This is a genomic window from Nocardia lijiangensis NBRC 108240, assembly GCF_001613045.1.
Classification (GTDB): Bacteria; Actinomycetota; Actinomycetes; order Mycobacteriales; family Mycobacteriaceae; genus Nocardia; species Nocardia lijiangensis.
Genome location: NZ_BDBP01000027.1, coordinates 57,238 through 73,835 on the forward strand (window position 1 = coordinate 57,238; position 16,598 = coordinate 73,835).

A 16,598-nucleotide genomic window follows, 5' to 3' on the forward strand; every position below is an offset into this window, starting at 1 on the left:
GATCACATGACCCTCCCTCCCAATTCCCGCGCTGGGACCGTTGAGGTCCGACCCGCCCGTTTCCGAGCCGAGCTGCGCGAGTTCCAGCGATGGCATCGGCTCTGCGGTGTCCCACACGCCCGCCGGGCGGCACGAAACCTTCTCCACGCCCACGACGACAAGGTGTTGTCGACCGGCTTGACCCGCGACTACGGCCCCTCGGCACGCGACGACATCAGCGCGGTCGGTGGCGTATCCACGGTGCTGGCCGCGCGAACGATGGCGCTGGTCGCCCTCGCCGAGGACCGGGTGGTCGGCGGGTTGGCGGCCGGGCCCTCGATCCACCTGGTCTCCCAGCTAGCCGTCCTGAGCCAGGCCGCGGTCGTGCAAGCGGCGCTAGCGACGATCAAAATCCATGCTCTCGCAGTTCTACCCGCCTACCGGGGTCGCGGCCTCGGGCGGGCGCTGCTGACCGAAGCGCTCACCATCGCCGCAAACAGCGGTGCCCGAATCATCTACGGCCAGTTCCCCACCTACGCCACCGGTGTGGCGGCGTTCTACCGCCGCTGCGGGATGAACCTATGCGCACCCGGCTTACCAGTGGACCTGCGAGCCTGGGCCGACCTGCCCGCCGTCGTCGCCCCCTTACCCGAGGAAACCCTGTTCCACCGGGCGGTGACACAGTGAGCGCTCTATCGGTGCAGCCGCGCCGGGGGAGCGATACCTCGACCGGTGAGGGCTCGGTGTTGCAAAACATCCCACCGGCCGCATCACCAACCCTTGGCCGGCCAGCTTCCGCCAATTCCAGCGCCTGCTGCGTCGTCATGCTCCCGCGCGAACCTTCACCGCCCACCGCACCCGCCCCATCGCGGCCACCCCGAACTCCATCCCAGCACGACAACACCAACCCGAAAACCCCTCCGTTCACCGACGAACGGCGTGCTGACCCACCCCTCCACAGAAAGAGAAAGACCATGTCCATACACCACGACAACACCAGCCGCGCCCCAGCACGCCAGAACGCCGATCGCTGGCCAGCCGATCTGGCTGCGCGGCCGATCGTTCGCCGCGCCGAAGACGACGACGAGCTGATCGGCTTCCATGACCTGGCCGTGCTGGCAGGCGTCAGCGACCCGAACCTGCTGGTGCGCCAGCTACTCACCCACAGCCACGACCAGATCCTCGGCGCCAGCCTCGACGGCACCGACCCTGGCCGAGTCATACACGCCCTGCACAACGATGGCCTGCCCGCCACGGTGGCCAGGCGCACCATGGCGCTGGCGGCAGTGGTGGACGGGCAGCTGGTCGGCGGGCTCGTCGCCGGGCCGTCGGTACAGACGCTGCTCCAGCCCGCGGTGCAAGGCCGACGTGACACGCTCACCGCCGCACTGCTGCGCACGATCGAAATCCAAATCGTCGCGGTCAACGCCGAACACCGCCACCTCGGCGTCGGGACCGCACTGGTCCGCGCCGCCATCGACCAAGCCCGCCGCGCGAACGCCCACCTGGTGCACGGGCAGTTCGACACAGAACGAACCAACCTCGCGTCCTTCTTCCGCGGGTGCGGGTTCAGCGTGGACCTACCCACCGCGGGCCTGGACTTCGCCACACTCGCCGACATCGACCTGCAACTGACCACCACACCCGAACAACGGTACTTCTCCCTGACCTTCTAACACTGACCGAATTCCCTTGCAGGTGCGGCATACTGGCCCGCTGTGTCGATGACCTTGGCAGACCTCGCCGCACACGCCCGTCGCAGCGGTGCCGACACCGTGAGGCTGAGCATGCCCACGGTGCGGTACCGCAGCCTCAACATCAGCGAATACGACGCCGCCCTAGACTGGTGCGCGCAACTGACGATGAGCGTGGACGACCCCGCTGTGGTTTTGTCCGTCATGTCTGGGTTCTGGCCCAGTTTCCGTGATCAGGTCTGGAGCCGTGGCTCCGTGCGAGTACCTTGCTACAGCCCGTGGCTGCAGACAAAGCCCATGCCCCGGTTCGATCCGAGCCAGATTTTGGACACTCGACCAGCATGCGGTCAGCGGCATTCCAGCGTGTTCGAACTCGGAAGTTTCGGCTGCTGTGTTGTGGTGGTGCAAGCGGCTGACAGTGCGGGGCCTGGTCTGTCGGGCTCGTGTGTACGACGTGAAGCTGACTGCCAATTTCATGGATCTCACAGCTTTAGCGACAGGCAAGCACCAGAATCAGCTGATGCAGGTCAGTCTCGCTGCCGCTCTCGTGTCACTTGTAGGTGTTGCCCTTGGCGGTGGGCTCACATTCTTTTCCCAGCGGCAGACCCTGCGCTCGACGCGGGCACTTGAGGACCTACGGCAGAATCGACAACGTCTGGAAGCACGGCGTCTCGAGCGCATCGGTGCGATCGAAAAATTCCTGATCAGCGCTCAGGACGCCGAACGGGTGGCCGTCAACTGCCATGACAACGGTGAGAGTGGACCCGAGTGGCGCAAGGCCGCTGACCAGGCGACTGACAGCCTTTGGATCGGTCAGAAGAGAATCGAAGTGCTGTGTAGTCACGAGTTGCACAAGGCTGCAGAAGCTTTCGCAAGTGCTTCAGTGGACGCGATCTGGAAGAAGCCCCCGCACGTGAAGGTGTGGGACTTCCTGCAGCCGACTCGCGCGCGATTTCTGCAAACCGCCCGTGCCGAACTTGGAGAAGACGGAGCATCACCACAGCCCTGAGCGTCGGCGCCGAGTTCATCCTCTGCCGTTGCTGCAGGATGCAAAGCCAGCCAGCAACATCAGATAATCAGCATATCGTGCACTGTCGGACAGGATGATCGGTTGGAAATGCGGACCGCTGCTTGAGGTTTGATCATGGTTCGGGTGTTCTGATCTTGATTTGGTGGCTGTTCTGTTGCCGCATCTGGCAGGGGTGGCTGTTGAGGAGGTTGCAGAGGCCGGTGGGGTGGTGTGCATCCGGGCGTCCGCGCGGGCGGCGTCTGTGGCCTGCGTTCGTTGCGGGCACGCCGCGTCCAGGGTGCACAGCCGGTATGAACGCTGTCTGGCCGACGCGCCGGTGGGTGGACGGCTGTTGGTGGTGCGGCTGCGGGTACGGCGCTGGTTTTGCGATCAACCATCTTGCGGTGTAAGGACTTTCGCGGAGCAGGTCGAGGGGGTGACGGTCCGGCACGGGCGCCGAACGCCGCTACTGCGGGCGATGCTGGAGGGTATCGCGGTCGCGTTGGCGGGCCGGGCAGGTGCGCGGCTGGCCGCCAAGATCCATGCGCCGGTCGGCCGGTCTACTCTGCTGCGGCTGCTTGCGGCGTTGCCCGATCCTGCGGCGCAAACGCCTCGGGTGTTGGGGGTGGACGACTTCGCGTTGCTGCGCGGCCAGAACTACGGCACCGTGTTGATCGACTGTGAGACGGGCGCACCTGTGGAGTTGTTGCCAGGCAGGGACGCCCAGACTCTGGCGAATTGGCTGGACACCCACCCCGGGGTGGAAGTTGTATGCCGAGACCGCTCCGGGTCGTACGCGGAGGGAGTTCGCATTGGCGCTCCCGACGCGGTGCAGGTCGCGGACAGGTTTCACCTCTGGCAGAACGTGGGCAAGGCCGTCGAGCGTTGCGTGGCTCGCCACCGCGACTGCCTGCGCGCCACCGAGCCTGTGCCGGCCGACTCGACAATCTCTCAGCCTTCCAGCGAAGAGCCTGTCGGCAGGTTCGCCCAGCGCGCGCAAAGACACCACGCGAAAGTGCACGATCTACTCAGGCAGGGACATAGCATCCGCGGCATCGCTCGCGGCCTGGGCTGGGGTCAGCGCACAGTGCAGCGCTACGCCCACGCCGCCACATGGCAGGAATTGGTCGATGGCAAATGGAAAGGCCCGCGTCCCAGCAAACTCGACCCATTCAAACCCTACCTGGATCAACGCTGGGAATCGGGCTGCTCCAACGCTTTACAGCTCTACCGTGAGATCGCCGAACTGGGCTATCCTGGCAGCTACGGCCGGGTGCGCGCCTATCTGGAACAACGCCGCACCAGACCAGGCCTCATCGCCGCATCGCCACCGACTGTCCGACAGTTCACCAGGTGGCTCACCTGCCACCCCGACAAGCTCACCGAGGACGATCGGTCACGGTTGAAAGCCGTGCTGGATCAGTGCCCAGAGCTTCGAGCCGCTGCCGTGCACGTCCGTGCGTTCGGTGAAATGCTCACTATGTTGCAAGGCCAACTTTTGCCCGCATGGATTACGGCCGTCCGGGCCGATGACCTGCCCGGTCTGAGCTCCTTCGCCAACGGGCTCGAGTCCGACCTGAACGCCGTCAGCGCCGGTCTGACCATGCGCTGGAACTCCGGTCCGGTCGAGGGCCGGGTCAACCACATCAAAATGATCAAAAGGCAGATGTTCGGCAGGGCTGGCCTTGCACTGCTTCGCAAACGTGTCCTTCTCACTGCCGCGCAACGGTGACAATGCAGACCTGTGGCCCAGCGGCACAACACCTTTCGTCACGGAAAGTGAGCCAGAACCCAGAGATCGCGAACAAAGCCACCGCTGAAGTCGAAGACGCACGAGTATGTGTCGGCTGCATCGACTTCCTCACCATCCGACTCGGCCAGGAACTCGTCGCCGACAACGTGCTCGACTCCTACTCCCAAACCGCCGAGGAATTCTCCCCAGGCTTCGACGGCGACTGGCTCGATGACGACGTGCAGGAATTCGACGCGACACCGATCAACTATGTTGTCGTGGTCCTGCACGCCGAAGTGGTTCCGCCGCTACGGGGCCATCAGCTCGGAGCCTGGATGCTCACCGAGATCGCCTACCGGATGCTGTCCTCCCACGACGGACTGATCGTGCTATCCCCAACCCCCGACGATGCCGACCCCACCAGCCTCGCCGGTCAGCGGGCTACTCGCCGACTGTCGGGCTACTGGCGAAGCTGCGGCCTGGTCCCGATTCCCACGCATCCGGGCTTTCTCGCACAAGCCAGCGCCTACACCGCACTCGGCGCCGCCCGCCGTGCCCTCACCTCGGTCGCCGACCACCAAATCACGCTCACCGCTGCCGAACTCGCGCGCTGGTCGCAGCCTTTCGGTAGCCACGACGAGTGGAGCTGACAGATTACGGCGATGGGAATCGCACTGCGGTGAGGGATTCTGGCCCCCCGATGGTGGGGCCGTGCGGCCAGAGTTGTTGGAGCTCGGTGGGGGTGAGTGGGCTGCGGTAGGCGTTGTGCAGGACCGTTTCGATGGTGGTGGGTGCGGCAGTGGCGAGGTGGGTGAACCAGTCGATGCCTGCTGAGTATGCCCACATGTAGCTGCGTAGCTGCGGGTTTGTGCTGCGGTCGGTGAGGATGTCGGCGATGTGGTTGTCGCTCCACCATGGAATGCGTGCGTGAGCGCGCGCGGCGCAGTCCTCGATTGGTGCGCCGGCGTTGAGGGTGAGGTGGAGTTCGGCGCGCACGAGTTGGGTGTAGTGGTCCAGACGCACTCGGGTGATGAGTTGTTCGTCGTCGGGGGTGATGAACAGAGGCATGGCTTGGGCCCAGCCTTCGAGCAATACCTGTTGGGGGCCATGCACGGACAGCAGTCTCACCCACGGGACGTCCTCGGTGGAGCAGCGGGCGGCGATGCTGGCGCTTTGGAGGCCGTGGCCGAGAACTTCGTGCAGTGCGAACTGGCGGGCTTGGACTTTGGTGTAGCTGGCGTTGCGGATGTTGAGGCGAAGCCGGACGCGGTCACCGGCGCCGTCGAGCCAGTAGGCCCAGTAGGCGTCGATGTCGGCGGTTTCGATGGTGAGGTCGTAGGGTGCAGACGAGCCGGTGGCGGCGCGGACGGCGGCCTCGTATTCGATGGCGGCGTCGCGGATGGCATCGGGTGCGTCGGCCGCATGCAGAGGGCCTTCGGCTGCGGCGAGATCGGCCATGGTGTTCGCGCCCCATGCAACCCCGAGACGGTCGAGGCATTCGCGGGCGATCTCGCCTCGGGCGGTGATGTAGTCGGGTGGCCAGCCGTTCGCGGGGCATCCCTGGGTCACACGGATGTAGTCATCGAGCGCAGCTCGTTCGCCCATGAGTGCCCGCAGATAGGCCAGGTCGGCGTTGATGCGCTGGAGGACGGCGGGTTCGGTGGTGTCCTCGCGCAGTTGAGTGAGTCGCCGGAAGGTGGTGAGGCGATCGGCGGGATCGTGGTGTCGGGTTGCACGTGGGTGGAAGTCGAAGTCGATGACCGCGGGTGCACCTCGGTCGATCTCGTGCTGGTTCCATGCCCGAATAGCTGCCTCGACGGCGTCACGGGTGCTCACGCGTAACCTCCCAATGCAAGGTGACCGACTGATTCGGGCGAAGGTGGTCACGGGTGAGGGTAGCGACGACGTCGCGGCCGTCGTGATCCCAGATCAAGCCTTCAGCCGCGGAGTTCTCCGCGCCGTCGGGGTGTTCCTCGGTCGCCGAGCAGCTCAGCATCCTCCCGGCCCCCGCGTGACGCAGGTGAATGCTCAGTCGTCGGGTATGACGGTAGATCGACTGCCGCCAGTACAGGGCATCGACGAAACGACCACCTACGCAACAGTATCCGATCCTGGCGGCCTCACCTGGCTTGATCGATGGCGAGATTTGGCAGGCGAACTTGGCCAGATTCGGGGTGTCGTGGATGCGCTGAATCGCGACCTGCCGGGAGCTCGACGTCAGCGGTTCGATTCTCAGTCCACCGGCGGTGTACTCGAACCACAACTCGCGTGACATCCGCGTCAGCGGGCGGTCGGTGAGGTTCACCGTCTCGTAGCAGTAGAGCACCCGCGCCGCGCCATCGTCGCTGATCTGCAGATCGATGCGCAGATCGAGATCGACGACATGGCCCGCTAACGCTTCCAGTCCAGTCAGCTCAGAACTGTCGACTTCCCTGGTGACAGCGAGCTGGGGCATGGGCCTACCGCCACGACGTGCCAGCGATGGGGATGTGGCGTCGATGCCGAACATGTCGGATCCGTCTAGCCTTCGCGGCGGTGATGGGACCGTTTGCCCGGCTCGAGCCTGACGCAGAATCTCGGCGAAGCGCGCCTTCGCTGCGTCGTCAGCACGCGCGAAGGCTTCGTCGAGCACCCGCTGGTTGAGTGGCCGCAGGGTAATGGCTGCGCCCCGCTGGCTCCACTTGGTGACCGTGTTGTGGCCGACGCCGAGGTCGGCGGCGAACTCGCGTATTGATCGTCGGGTGGCGGTCTTGAGCGCGATGGCTTCCAAACCCGTCCATTCCACCGTGATCCCCCTTCCGCGGTTCCGGCCCCAAGTATGCCGCCAGGAGCGCACCGGTGTGACGGTAGTGATGTGCCAGAGGCTATTTCGTGGCGGCCCGTCGTAGGCAGAGTAGTCGCCACAGTATCTTCTCGCCCGCACAACCAAATCCGAGCCGTCGACACAATTCGGCGTCGAAACACGCTGTGCGGCAGGAGTTTACACGCAGGAAGGTGATCGAAGATGACACGCACGGTCGGATGCGTCGTCGCAGGCGGTGGGATCGCGGGGCTGATGACCGCCACTCGCCTCGCCGCTGCCGGCTGGCGGGTGGTGCTGCTCGAACGCGGCCTGCTCGGCTCCGGGGCGACAACCAGCAACCACGGCATGATCCACTCCGGCGCGCTCTACGCACGCTGGCACCCCGAGATCGTCACCGCCTGCAAGCAGGCGCAACTGGCCTATCAATCGTCGTTCCCCGAGTGCCTGGTCGCCACCGAATCCTGCTGGTATGTAGCGCATTCGCAGACCCTGTACACCTACAGAACGCTGTGGCGGCGCCACGACATCGTCCACCGAAACGTCGACACCCGGGAGATTCGCGAACTCGTCCGTGACGAGGGCCGCGATGTGCAGGCGTGCGCGGTCGGTGAGCTGGTGATCGACACCCACGCGCTGCTGGCCGAGCTCGCCAGGCGCTGCCTTGCCTTGGGCGTAGAGATTGCTGTCGCCTCAGGTGCGCAGCGCATCGTCGTCGAGAACGGTGTAGTCCAGGCGGTCGACACCGCCCAGGGCAGCATCTGTACCTCGAATGTCGTGGTGTGCGCGGGAATCGGCGCCAAGCAGCTGCTGGAGGAGTCCGGGTCGGTGATCGGCGGCCAGCTGCGTTCGCGGCTGGAGATGATGATGGCCTATCCCGGGCAACTGCGGCGCCCGATCGTCGGGTTGGAGTTCGGGTGGCCGGCGCTGGCCCCGGCCGCGGCGGCGGGAACGGTGCTGGCCTCGCGCTACGGCGGAGTGCAGCGGTGGGTGGATCGGCCGGGCCGCTGGCCCGTCCCGGCCGCCGAAGCTGCTGCATTGGACGGTGAGCTGGCGGATTGGCTGGTTCCGGGTTCGATCGACCATGGCGGCGGGGTGGCCTGGGTGTGCTCGAAAACCGAACACACAGGGGCGCAACGAGATCAGTGGGGCACGGCACCGAACTACGCGGTCGTCGACCATTCGGCGCAGGAAGGCATCACCGGGTTGTGGACCCTGCTGCCGGGCAAGATGACCCTGTCGCTGCATGCATCCCGCGATGTCACGGCCCGAATGACCGGCATCACACCGCCCCTGGCCTTGCCCGCCCAGCGTCGGCCACCCAGTGACGGTGTCGCCGAACTGGTCGCGGCGTCTCCCTGGGCGGCGCACCAGGAGGTGCAGGTGCGATGATCCCACCCTTCACCGCCGCGCTGCCCGACGACGAGATCGCTACGGTCCTGGCGGCTGTCGAGCAGATCTTGCGGTCCGGGAGGCTGGTCCTCGGCGAGCACACCGAAGAGTTCGAAGCCGCCGTCGCCGACATGGCCGGCTCCCGGAATGCGATCGCGGTCAACTCCGGGTCGACGGCATTGGAGATCATCTTCCGCGCCCTGGATGTCCGCGACCGCGTAGTGCTGGTCCCGGCGAACACGAACTACGCGACCGCCGCCGCAGCCGTGCATGCGGGGGCGCGGGTGCAGCTGTATGACTCGGGGCTGTACCCGGATGTCGCCGATGTCGAGCGGCGGCTCACCCCGGCGGTCGCCGCGGTGGTGGTCGTGCACATCGGCGGCCATCTGTGCCCGGAGCTGCCGCGCTTGGCCGGGCTGTGTGAGCGGGTGGGGGTGCCGTTGATCGAGGACGCCGCGCACGCGCACGGCTCCGAGCTGGCGGGGACCCCGGCCGGTGGATTCGGGTATGCCGCGGCGTGGTCGTTCTTCGCGACCAAGGTAGTCAGCACCGGTGGTGAGGGCGGTGCGATCACCACGAACGACCCGGACCTGAACAGGATGGCCCGCATGTACCGGGACCAAGGCAAAACCCGCGACGGCCGCCACGTCGTGGCCGGCAACAGCTGGCGGATGACCGAGATCGGCGCCGCGACCGGTCGGGCACAGCTCGAGCACCTCGGCCGCGATATCGCCGCCCGCCGCACGGTCATCGACCGCTATGCCGCCCAGCTGGACGGGCACGGCCTGACCTTCCCCACCGTCAGGGAAGGCTCGCAGGTCAGCGGCCACAAATGTGTGGCGCTGCTCGACCCCGGCATCGACCGGCAGCGGCTGCGGTGTGTGGCCGCCGAACAGGGAGTCGAGCTGGCGCGCGGGGTGTACGAGGCGCCGCTACATGCCCAGCCAGTGTTCGCCGACTTGAACATCGGCGACAGCTTCCCGGCAGCCGACGACTTCGCCGCCCGCCATATCTGCCTGCCGCTGTGGCGGGGCATGGAAATCGGCACCGTCGGCCGGGTCATCGACGCCGTCACGACCAGCATCCAATCCATCATGTGAGGAGTGAAATCCATTGGCCAACATCGTGATCGCGGGTGCATCCGGATTCATTGGAGTCAACCTGCTGCGCCGCATCCGCCGAGATCCCGCCTTCGAGCAGTACGAGAAGGCGGTGCTCGTCGACCCGCTCCAGTACGGGGTGCAGAAGATCCCGCCACGGATCCTTGCCGACGAACGCGTGTGCTTCGAGCAGAGCTCCATCTATGCGCCGGGGGTCGCGGCGCGGATCGTGGGTGCCGGGGATCTGGTGATCCACCTGGCCGCCGAGGTCAACACCGCCGACCGCCCGCAAGACGGGGTCGGTGATGACCCGATCGGTTACCTGCGCGCCCTGGCTGACGCAAGGATCGGGCGGCTGCTGTTCATGTCCAGTTCCGACATCTACGGCGTCAACGACTCCGATGACCTGGTCGAAACCGACCCCGTCCGCCCAACCACCATCTACTCAGCCGCGAAGGCAGCGTTCGAGGCATACCTGGCGGCATTCCATGCCAGTGAGGGTCTTCCGGTGGTCGTGTTCCGGCCGGTCACCATCTACGGCCCCGACCAGCAACCCGGCTGGCTGGTGCCTGTCGCGATCACCCGTGCCTTGGCCGGGCAGCGGATCAGCATCGTCGGGGACGGGTCGGCGCGACGGGACTGGATCCACGTCGACGACGTCTGCGAACTGCTCGTCGCGGCCGCACTCACCGACCGTGACGTGCACGGCGAGATATTCAACATCGGCACCGGGCAGGAGTGGACCGTGCTCAGCCTGGTCAGCCACGTCCTCGCCAAGGTCGGCCGCCCGGCCACCGACATCGACTTCGTGCCCGCCCGCCGCGGTGATCCGCCCCGCCAGATCACCACCGCAGCCAAAGCCCGCACGGTATTCGGCTGGTCGCCGTCGATCGGCCTGGCCGAGGGGCTGGACGCGACGATCACCGCCTACCAGCAGCACACCGGCCGGGTTGGGTGATTCGCGGTGTACATCCTGGGAGTTCACGGCACACTCGGGCGCGCCGATCACGACGCGGCGGCGGTGTTGATCCGCGACGGCGAAATCATCGCCGCCGCCGAAGAAGAACGGTTCGTGCGCTACAAGCATGCGGTCGGGTTGATGCCCGACCACGCCATCCGCTTCGTCCTCGCCGCAGGTGGAATCAGCATCCACGAGGTGAACGTGGTCGCGTTCCCGCGTGCCACTTGGCGCGGCTTCGAGGACCGCTTCGTCGCCTATCTGTGGTACCAGTTCGGGCACGCACCGCCGGTGGAGTACGTCGATCACCACCTCTCCCACGCCGCGTCGGCGTATCTGCCCTCGGGGTTCGACGACGCCCTGATCGTCACCGCCGACCAGGCCGGAGACGGGATCTGCTGCGCGGTGTTCCGCGGCCACGACACGACCATCATTCCGGTTGAGTCGGTGGGCTGGCCGGACTCGATCGGCCTGTACGCCGCCGCGATGACCCAATACCTGGGCGGGCGCAGCAACCACGACGAATACAAGGTGATGGGGCTGGCCGCGCACGGCACCCCGGACCGCACGCATCCGGTGCTGCTGGGCAGCGACGCCGGACGCCCGCACATCGACACCAGCTGGCTGCACACCGAGGTGTTCCACCGCCACCCCTTGTTTCACACCGACCAGCTACCGATGATCGCCGCCGATCAACTCCCCGGGCTGTCGCCGCGCAGACTGCCCGGTGGGCTGCACCGTGAGGACGCGGACCTGGCCGCGACTGTGCAAGCCAGCATCGAGACCACCTTCACCGCGCTCGTCGACCGGCACCGGGCTCCCACCGACACTCGGCTGTGCCTGGCCGGTGGCGTCGCGGAGAACTCCGTGCTCGCCGGAAAGCTCGCCGCATCCGGCCGGTTCACCGACATCTACGTCGCGCCCGCCTGCGGTGACGCCGGGACCGCGCTCGGTGCTGCTCTCGTCGTCGCCGCAGGTCATGGGTTCCGGCCCCGACGGCTGACCCACACTCAGTTCGGCCCGTCTTGGGGCGAGGATCGGATCGGGTCGATGCTCACCACGTGCGGGATCGAATTTCGGCGCACCGACGACCCTGCCGCCACCGCAGCCGAACTGCTCGCTCAGCAGCAGATCGTGGCCTGGTTCCAGGGCCGCATGGAGTTCGGGCCCCGCGCGCTCGGCGCGCGCTCACTGCTGGCCGATCCGTCCACCGTCGAGATGCGTCGCCGGGTCAACATGATCAAACGGCGTGAGCAGTTCCGCCCCTTCGGCCCGTCGGTGCTCTCGGAATACATCCCTGACCTGTTCGGACGGCGGATCGATGCGCCGTTCATGTCCTTCACCCTGCCAACTGCCAACAATGCTCCGATCGTCGCGGCCACCCACGTCGACGGCACCAGCCGCCCTCACACCGTGAATTCGGAGACCGGGCTCTACCGCCGTCTGATCGAGGGTTTCCACCAGCTCACCGGGACACCGGCGGTGCTGAACACATCCCTGAATTCCGGGTGGGAGCCGATCATCGCCGCACCCGAACAGGCTGTGGCGTTCCTGTTCTCCTCACCCGCCGACGCCGCGGTGATCGGCCACCACGTCATCACCAAGAAGCCCTGAGCCGCTGCGCGGAAGCCGACGCAGGATAGAACGCGGGGTTATCGGGCTTCGGTGGGGTGCTGGCTCCAGTCGAACCCGAGTTCACCTTTGTCTGCGAGGATGCGTTCCCACCAGTCGCGGTTGTCGCGGTACCAGCGGACGGTCTCGGCGATCTCCGGTTCGAACTGTCGCATCGGCTGCCACCCGAGCTCGGTTTCGAGTTTCTCGGGGTTGATCACGTAGCGGCGGTCGTGATTCGGGCGGTCCTCGATGTGGGTGATCCACTCGGCTGGATCCAGCCCCAGTTCGGTCACCACCATGCGGGCGATATCGAGGTTTGTGACTTCGTGGCGTGCCGAGATGTCGAAGATCGGCAGCAAGCCGGGGTCGGTCGCCGCCGCCTTCGGGATCTCGCCCAGCTCCGCGTGCAGCACCTGATGCACCGCATCGCAGTGGTCGAGCACGTGCAGCCAGTCCCGGCTCTGCAACCCGTCGCCGTAGACGGGGATCTTGCGGCCCCGCAGCACGTTCGTCACCGCCAGGGGGATCAGCTTCTCCGGCAACTGGTACGGGCCGAAGTTGTTGGCGCAGTGAGTCAACCGAATGTTCAATCGCGGGTAGGTCGCCATGTAGGCGCGCACCATCTGATCACCGGCGGCCTTCGCCGCCGAGTACGGGGTCTTGGCGTTGAGCGGGCTGCGCTCGGTGAACCACTTGTCCCCGGGCGGCAGCTCCCCGTACACCTCGATCGTCGACACATGCACGTGCGAGCGCACCGGCACCAGACGACTGCACTCGGCCATCACCTGCGCCCCGAGGGCGTTGGAGCGCATGAACGCCGACGGCCCCAGGATTGCGCGGTCGTTGTGGGACTCGGCCGCGAAATTCACGACGTAGTCCGGCTGATACCGCCGGTAGATCGCCTCCATCACCTCGAGGTCGGCGATATCGGCCTTTTCGAAGCTGATCCGGTCGATCACCGGATCCAGGTTGGCCATGTTCCCGGCGAACCCGATGTAGTCCACCGCCACCACCTGCGCATCCGGTTCCCGCTCGAGCAGGAAATGCACGTAGTTCGCGCCGATGAAACCTGCGGCGCCGGTGACGAGGTAGACGGCCATGACTGGCGAGCCTAGCGGACCCGCGCACGGGGGCGAATCCGCGCGGCGACCTCAGGTCCTTGCGTCGATGTCGTGGACGGGGGACCAGCAGCCGCCGCGCTGGAGTCGGCCTCGACCACGCCGTCCGCCGCGCTGCCGTGGGCCGCTCGCTCGCGGCCGTGACATGCTGCCAGCATGCCTACCTCGACCCCGGTCCAGGAGGAATTGACCGAGGTGCCTGCACGACTCGCCCTACCGCAGAACAGCATGCATGTGAACTCCTCCAAGAGGTCCTCTGCCGCCTCGAGCCGCGATCAGAGCAGCAAGGAACGATCCGCGGGACACAGCGAACTAGCGGGTGCGGGCGATCGGCGTCGCGCGGTGGCATTCGTGCGTACGCAGCCGGTGTCGGTTCCGGATGGGGTGCTGATAGCCATGCGAGACCGCAACTTTCGTGGCGACCGTCGGTCGCGGCAACCGTGGTTCGATCTGCACCCTGCCAGCTACGAACAGCTCGCCGCTGCCATCGCTGCGATCGATGACGTTCTCACCGGGGAGGGGTTCGAGCGCGGACCGTTCGGATTCGAACCGATCAGTGAAGACGAGCCGCTGCATATGCGGGCGTCGTGGGCGCGCGATCCGCTCACTGACCGGCACGACCTCTATCTTCCCGACGTCGATGGCATCGTCGGATCCGTCGACAACGCCTCGGTTTGGGGCTCGGGACTGATCCGCGTCGACGTGGACAAACAAGCCATCGAACTGACCTTCCGCGACACCGAGCCGGAAACCCTGGCCGCAATCGTGGCCGCCCACGTGCAAGCCGCCGACGCCCCCTATCGCTGAGACCCCCCCACCACATGCGGTGCCGATGCTGGCTATTGCTCGTCGGTCTGGTCTTGCTCGCGGCCAAAGGAAAGCGTCGAAATCGAACGGTGTCGGATCGCCGCTGTTCTCGCCGTCGGTCAGAGCGTCGCGCAGCAGCTGTTCGGCGTTCTCCTGCATCATCGGCGGCGGTGGTTCCATCGGAGCGGCGTCCGGATCCGGCCGGAAGTCGTCGATGCTGAAGTCGGGGCCCATAAGCCGCGACCAGCTTCTCGTAGAGGGCATCTGCCGCGCCACTCTCGAACAATTCATCTGCTCGCCCTCCCGCCGGATCAAGGTGATGGGACCGATTCAGTAGCTTGTTGGAGCTATCTCGAGCGACCCGAAGAAGGTTCCGAGAATCGCGTTGTCGGCGTAGGCCAGCTCGGTGGTTGCCACGTTGTCAGCGGTGAACCATCGCAGATCTTGGCCCTCGGTGAGGGTGATGTCGTCGAGGTCGAAATCGACGGCTGCAGTGAAGGTGTGCTCGATGCCGAAGTCGAGGTCGCGCGTGCACAGGTGCGTCACCGTGGTCGGGTCGAGCTGGATACCGAACCCGGTCGTGGTCCAGTGGAGCTCTTCGGTGATTTCGCGGACGATGCATTCGAGCGGGGTCTCTTCTGGCTCGATCATCCCGCCGAGCAGGCTCCACATGTTGGGGTAGAGGATCTCTGGCTTGTCGTCGCGCAGATACAGCAGCACCTGGTGGTGCGGGTTGGCCAGGATGATCTGCGTGCCTTCCTTTTTCGCCATGAGGCGGTTGTCCTTTCAGCGCTGGTAGGCGGTGGCGATCTTGCGGGCCGCCGCCGCGACGTCGTCGAGGTCGGTGTCGGTCATCGCGGGGTAGAGCGGCAGGCTGAGGATTCGGTCGGACACCGTCCGGGCGATCGGCGTCACCATCAGCGTCTCGGGATCGACGTCAGCGAACACAGGTGTCGCTCCCGAGTGGACGATACTGATTGTGGGCGCGCCGCACCGACACTGTGCGTGAGGCGCTATCGCAATTCATGGCCTGTGACGTGCACGAGGATGAACGTGAAGCCTATCCCCAAATGCACGCCCAGCGAGCGGGAACCGTCGACCACTAGCTGCGCTTGCCTGCGGAAGCAGCGACGAGCTGGCGCACTTCACCGACACGACGCGCGAGCCTGGCCGATCCGATGTCGCTGCTGAGTCGAGCCAGTATGTGCCGCGCGGCGTCGAGGTCACCGGTGCGGGCGTGGGCTTCGGCCAGCCAGGTTCGATACAGTGCCACTTCGCGCACAAGGTGGCTTGGGTACCGGTCTATGGCAGGGGAAAGCAGCTCCTCGGCCCGCGTGGGATCGCCCAGTTCGACGAAGCAACGGCCTGCCATCACCTCGATTTCGTTGCGGTTCAACCAGTACACCCAATCCGGTTCGGAACCACCACGTGAGCAAGATTCGAACGCGTCGTCCACGGCGTCGAGCGCGCGCCGCGTCGTGTCCTCATCGCCTGCCTTGGCGCTTGCCCAGGCGACCCTTTCCAGCAGCAACGCCTTGGCGGCGGGAGATGCGTTCTTGCTGCCGACCACCGCCGACCGGGCCAGCAGCACCGCATCGGCGGGCCTACCGATGTTGGCCAACTGGTAGGCGAGGCTGGAGAGCAACTGGCCCGCGAGCGGCTGGTTGTCAGCAGTCGCTGCCGCATGGTGGCCTTCGAGGTAGATACGTTGCGCCTCGGCATAGTGGCCCGCATCGGAGGTGACCCAACCGGCAAGCTGTGCCAGCTCTCCGACCGTGCTCAGCAATCGGCGTCCAACCTCGTCGGTATAGCTGCACTCGCGGACCACCATTTGGGCGTCAGCGAGTTCCTTGGACACCACCGGGAACAGCTCTCGTCCGCTGATCGCGTCATCGAGGCGACGCAACTCGATAACGCGCTCCTCGAGCTGAACAGCCAGTCCCGCGCCGATCATTCGTCCCGCCGCGGAATGCGCTACCGAAGGTGTGTCCGCGACAAGCCATCCGTGCGCGATTCGCACAGGATCGCCAACCGGTTCGGTCAGGATTGGGACGCTCACGTCCAAGGCCTGCGAATAGGCGCTGACGTGCTCGGATCTGACTGTCCGCTGCCCGGTCTCCAGCATGCCTAGCAGTGCCTTGCTGTAGTGGGTGCGCGCAGCCATCGCAGACAAGCTCAGGCCCGCCTCTTCGCGAGCTGCACGAAGCTGTGCACCCGAGATGGTGCCGTCGGATTCGCTGCTGGCGGCCACACGACCAGCCTAACGGCTTAAGCCAGCTGTGGACGTTTGTAGACGCCGAAGTGTTCTATCCGCGAAACATCTCCGCATAGCGTTGCTTTCAGTCCCGCCGTCGAAATGATGCGGTGCCCTCCTCGCCCCCGACGGCGGGTGCTT

At 66.0% G+C, this 16,598-nt stretch carries 16 protein-coding genes and 1 pseudogene; 10 read left to right on the forward strand and 7 right to left on the reverse strand.

Annotated features, from left to right (window positions below; all coding sequences use genetic code 11):
• Positions 1-6: 6 nt before the first annotated feature.
• From NL1_RS10810 to NL1_RS10830, 5 genes are all read left to right on the forward strand, one after another.
• Positions 7-666 carry a GNAT family N-acetyltransferase gene (locus tag NL1_RS10810; protein WP_084510471.1) on the forward strand — a complete coding sequence of 220 codons (660 nt, stop codon included), beginning with the start codon at positions 7-9 and terminating at the stop codon, positions 664-666.
• Positions 667-953: 287 nt separating this feature from the next.
• A complete protein-coding gene (locus tag NL1_RS36355) occupies positions 954-1,655 on the forward strand; it encodes a GNAT family N-acetyltransferase (protein WP_067837317.1) in 702 nt (233 codons plus the stop codon).
• 472 nt (positions 1,656-2,127) lie between these two features.
• Positions 2,128-2,682: a hypothetical protein gene (locus NL1_RS38140; protein WP_162272712.1), complete on the forward strand. Its 555-nt coding sequence runs from the start codon at positions 2,128-2,130 to the stop codon at positions 2,680-2,682.
• A gap of 163 nt (positions 2,683-2,845) precedes the next feature.
• Positions 2,846-4,414 (forward strand): ISL3 family transposase, encoded by a 1,569-nt coding sequence (locus tag NL1_RS10825; RefSeq protein ID WP_245673181.1) that lies wholly within the window; start codon positions 2,846-2,848, stop codon positions 4,412-4,414.
• 47 nt (positions 4,415-4,461) lie between these two features.
• On the forward strand, positions 4,462-5,064 hold the full coding sequence (locus NL1_RS10830) for a hypothetical protein (RefSeq protein ID WP_067837326.1): 603 nt from the start codon (positions 4,462-4,464) through the stop codon (positions 5,062-5,064).
• Positions 5,065-5,068: 4 nt separating this feature from the next.
• Here the strand turns inward: NL1_RS10830 and NL1_RS10835 are convergent, their stop codons facing one another.
• A complete protein-coding gene (locus tag NL1_RS10835; protein ID WP_067837328.1) occupies positions 5,069-6,250 on the reverse strand; it encodes a hypothetical protein in 1,182 nt (393 codons plus the stop codon).
• Positions 6,237-7,199: a hypothetical protein gene (locus NL1_RS10840; RefSeq protein ID WP_067837330.1), complete on the reverse strand. Its 963-nt coding sequence runs from the start codon at positions 7,197-7,199 to the stop codon at positions 6,237-6,239. The genes NL1_RS10835 and NL1_RS10840 overlap by 14 nt, the downstream gene beginning before the upstream one ends.
• A gap of 219 nt (positions 7,200-7,418) precedes the next feature.
• On the opposite strand from NL1_RS10840, the gene NL1_RS10845 reads away from it, so the two are divergent.
• From NL1_RS10845 to NL1_RS10860, 4 genes are read left to right on the forward strand one after another with little or no spacing between them, the layout of a single operon-like run.
• Positions 7,419-8,606 carry an NAD(P)/FAD-dependent oxidoreductase gene (locus NL1_RS10845; RefSeq protein ID WP_067837333.1) on the forward strand — a complete coding sequence of 396 codons (1,188 nt, stop codon included), beginning with the start codon at positions 7,419-7,421 and terminating at the stop codon, positions 8,604-8,606.
• Positions 8,603-9,706 (forward strand): DegT/DnrJ/EryC1/StrS family aminotransferase, encoded by a 1,104-nt coding sequence (locus NL1_RS10850; protein WP_067837335.1) that lies wholly within the window; start codon positions 8,603-8,605, stop codon positions 9,704-9,706. The genes NL1_RS10845 and NL1_RS10850 overlap by 4 nt, the downstream gene beginning before the upstream one ends.
• A 13-nt stretch (positions 9,707-9,719) precedes the next feature.
• A complete protein-coding gene (locus NL1_RS10855) occupies positions 9,720-10,664 on the forward strand; it encodes an NAD-dependent epimerase/dehydratase family protein (RefSeq protein WP_067837338.1) in 945 nt (314 codons plus the stop codon).
• 6 nt (positions 10,665-10,670) lie between these two features.
• On the forward strand, positions 10,671-12,278 hold the full coding sequence (locus NL1_RS10860; protein WP_067837340.1) for a carbamoyltransferase family protein: 1,608 nt from the start codon (positions 10,671-10,673) through the stop codon (positions 12,276-12,278).
• Between the two features lie 38 nt (positions 12,279-12,316).
• Here the strand turns inward: NL1_RS10860 and NL1_RS10865 are convergent, their stop codons facing one another.
• A complete protein-coding gene (locus NL1_RS10865) occupies positions 12,317-13,378 on the reverse strand; it encodes a dTDP-glucose 4,6-dehydratase (RefSeq protein WP_067837343.1) in 1,062 nt (353 codons plus the stop codon).
• Between the two features lie 174 nt (positions 13,379-13,552).
• Here NL1_RS10865 and NL1_RS39360 point away from each other — a divergent pair, with 174 nt between their 5' ends.
• Positions 13,553-14,203 carry a hypothetical protein gene (locus NL1_RS39360; RefSeq protein ID WP_245673182.1) on the forward strand — a complete coding sequence of 217 codons (651 nt, stop codon included), beginning with the start codon at positions 13,553-13,555 and terminating at the stop codon, positions 14,201-14,203.
• A gap of 69 nt (positions 14,204-14,272) precedes the next feature.
• Here NL1_RS39360 and NL1_RS40160 read toward each other — a convergent pair.
• The 4 genes and pseudogenes from NL1_RS40160 to NL1_RS10880 form a co-directional block, all read right to left on the reverse strand.
• Positions 14,273-14,494, reverse strand: a pseudogene (locus NL1_RS40160) (type II toxin-antitoxin system ParD family antitoxin); the annotation flags it as partial.
• 39 nt (positions 14,495-14,533) lie between these two features.
• Entirely contained in the window at positions 14,534-14,974 is a 441-nt protein-coding gene (locus NL1_RS10875) for an NUDIX hydrolase (RefSeq protein WP_067837348.1), read from the reverse strand.
• Positions 14,975-14,989: 15 nt separating this feature from the next.
• Complete coding sequence (locus tag NL1_RS37455) at positions 14,990-15,151, reverse strand: DegT/DnrJ/EryC1/StrS family aminotransferase (RefSeq protein ID WP_156094794.1); 162 nt, start codon at positions 15,149-15,151, stop codon at positions 14,990-14,992.
• Positions 15,152-15,305: 154 nt separating this feature from the next.
• Entirely contained in the window at positions 15,306-16,454 is a 1,149-nt protein-coding gene (locus tag NL1_RS10880) for a helix-turn-helix domain-containing protein (protein WP_067837351.1), read from the reverse strand.
• Between the last annotated feature and the right edge of the window lie 144 nt (positions 16,455-16,598).

What these genes read in the sequence shown, in the direction of transcription:
- NL1_RS10810 (WP_084510471.1), top strand. Translation starts at nt 7, where the DNA reads ATGACCCTCCCTCCCAATTCCCGCGCTGGGACCGTTGAGGTCCGACCC.
- NL1_RS10865 (WP_067837343.1), bottom strand. Translation starts at nt 13,378, where the DNA reads ATGGCCGTCTACCTCGTCACCGGCGCCGCAGGTTTCATCGGCGCGAAC.
- NL1_RS39360 (WP_245673182.1), top strand. Translation starts at nt 13,553, where the DNA reads ATGCCTACCTCGACCCCGGTCCAGGAGGAATTGACCGAGGTGCCTGCA.
- NL1_RS10875 (WP_067837348.1), bottom strand. Translation starts at nt 14,974, where the DNA reads ATGGCGAAAAAGGAAGGCACGCAGATCATCCTGGCCAACCCGCACCAC.
- NL1_RS36355 (WP_067837317.1), top strand. Translation starts at nt 954, where the DNA reads ATGTCCATACACCACGACAACACCAGCCGCGCCCCAGCACGCCAGAAC.
- NL1_RS10850 (WP_067837335.1), top strand. Translation starts at nt 8,603, where the DNA reads ATGATCCCACCCTTCACCGCCGCGCTGCCCGACGACGAGATCGCTACG.
- NL1_RS10845 (WP_067837333.1), top strand. Translation starts at nt 7,419, where the DNA reads ATGACACGCACGGTCGGATGCGTCGTCGCAGGCGGTGGGATCGCGGGG.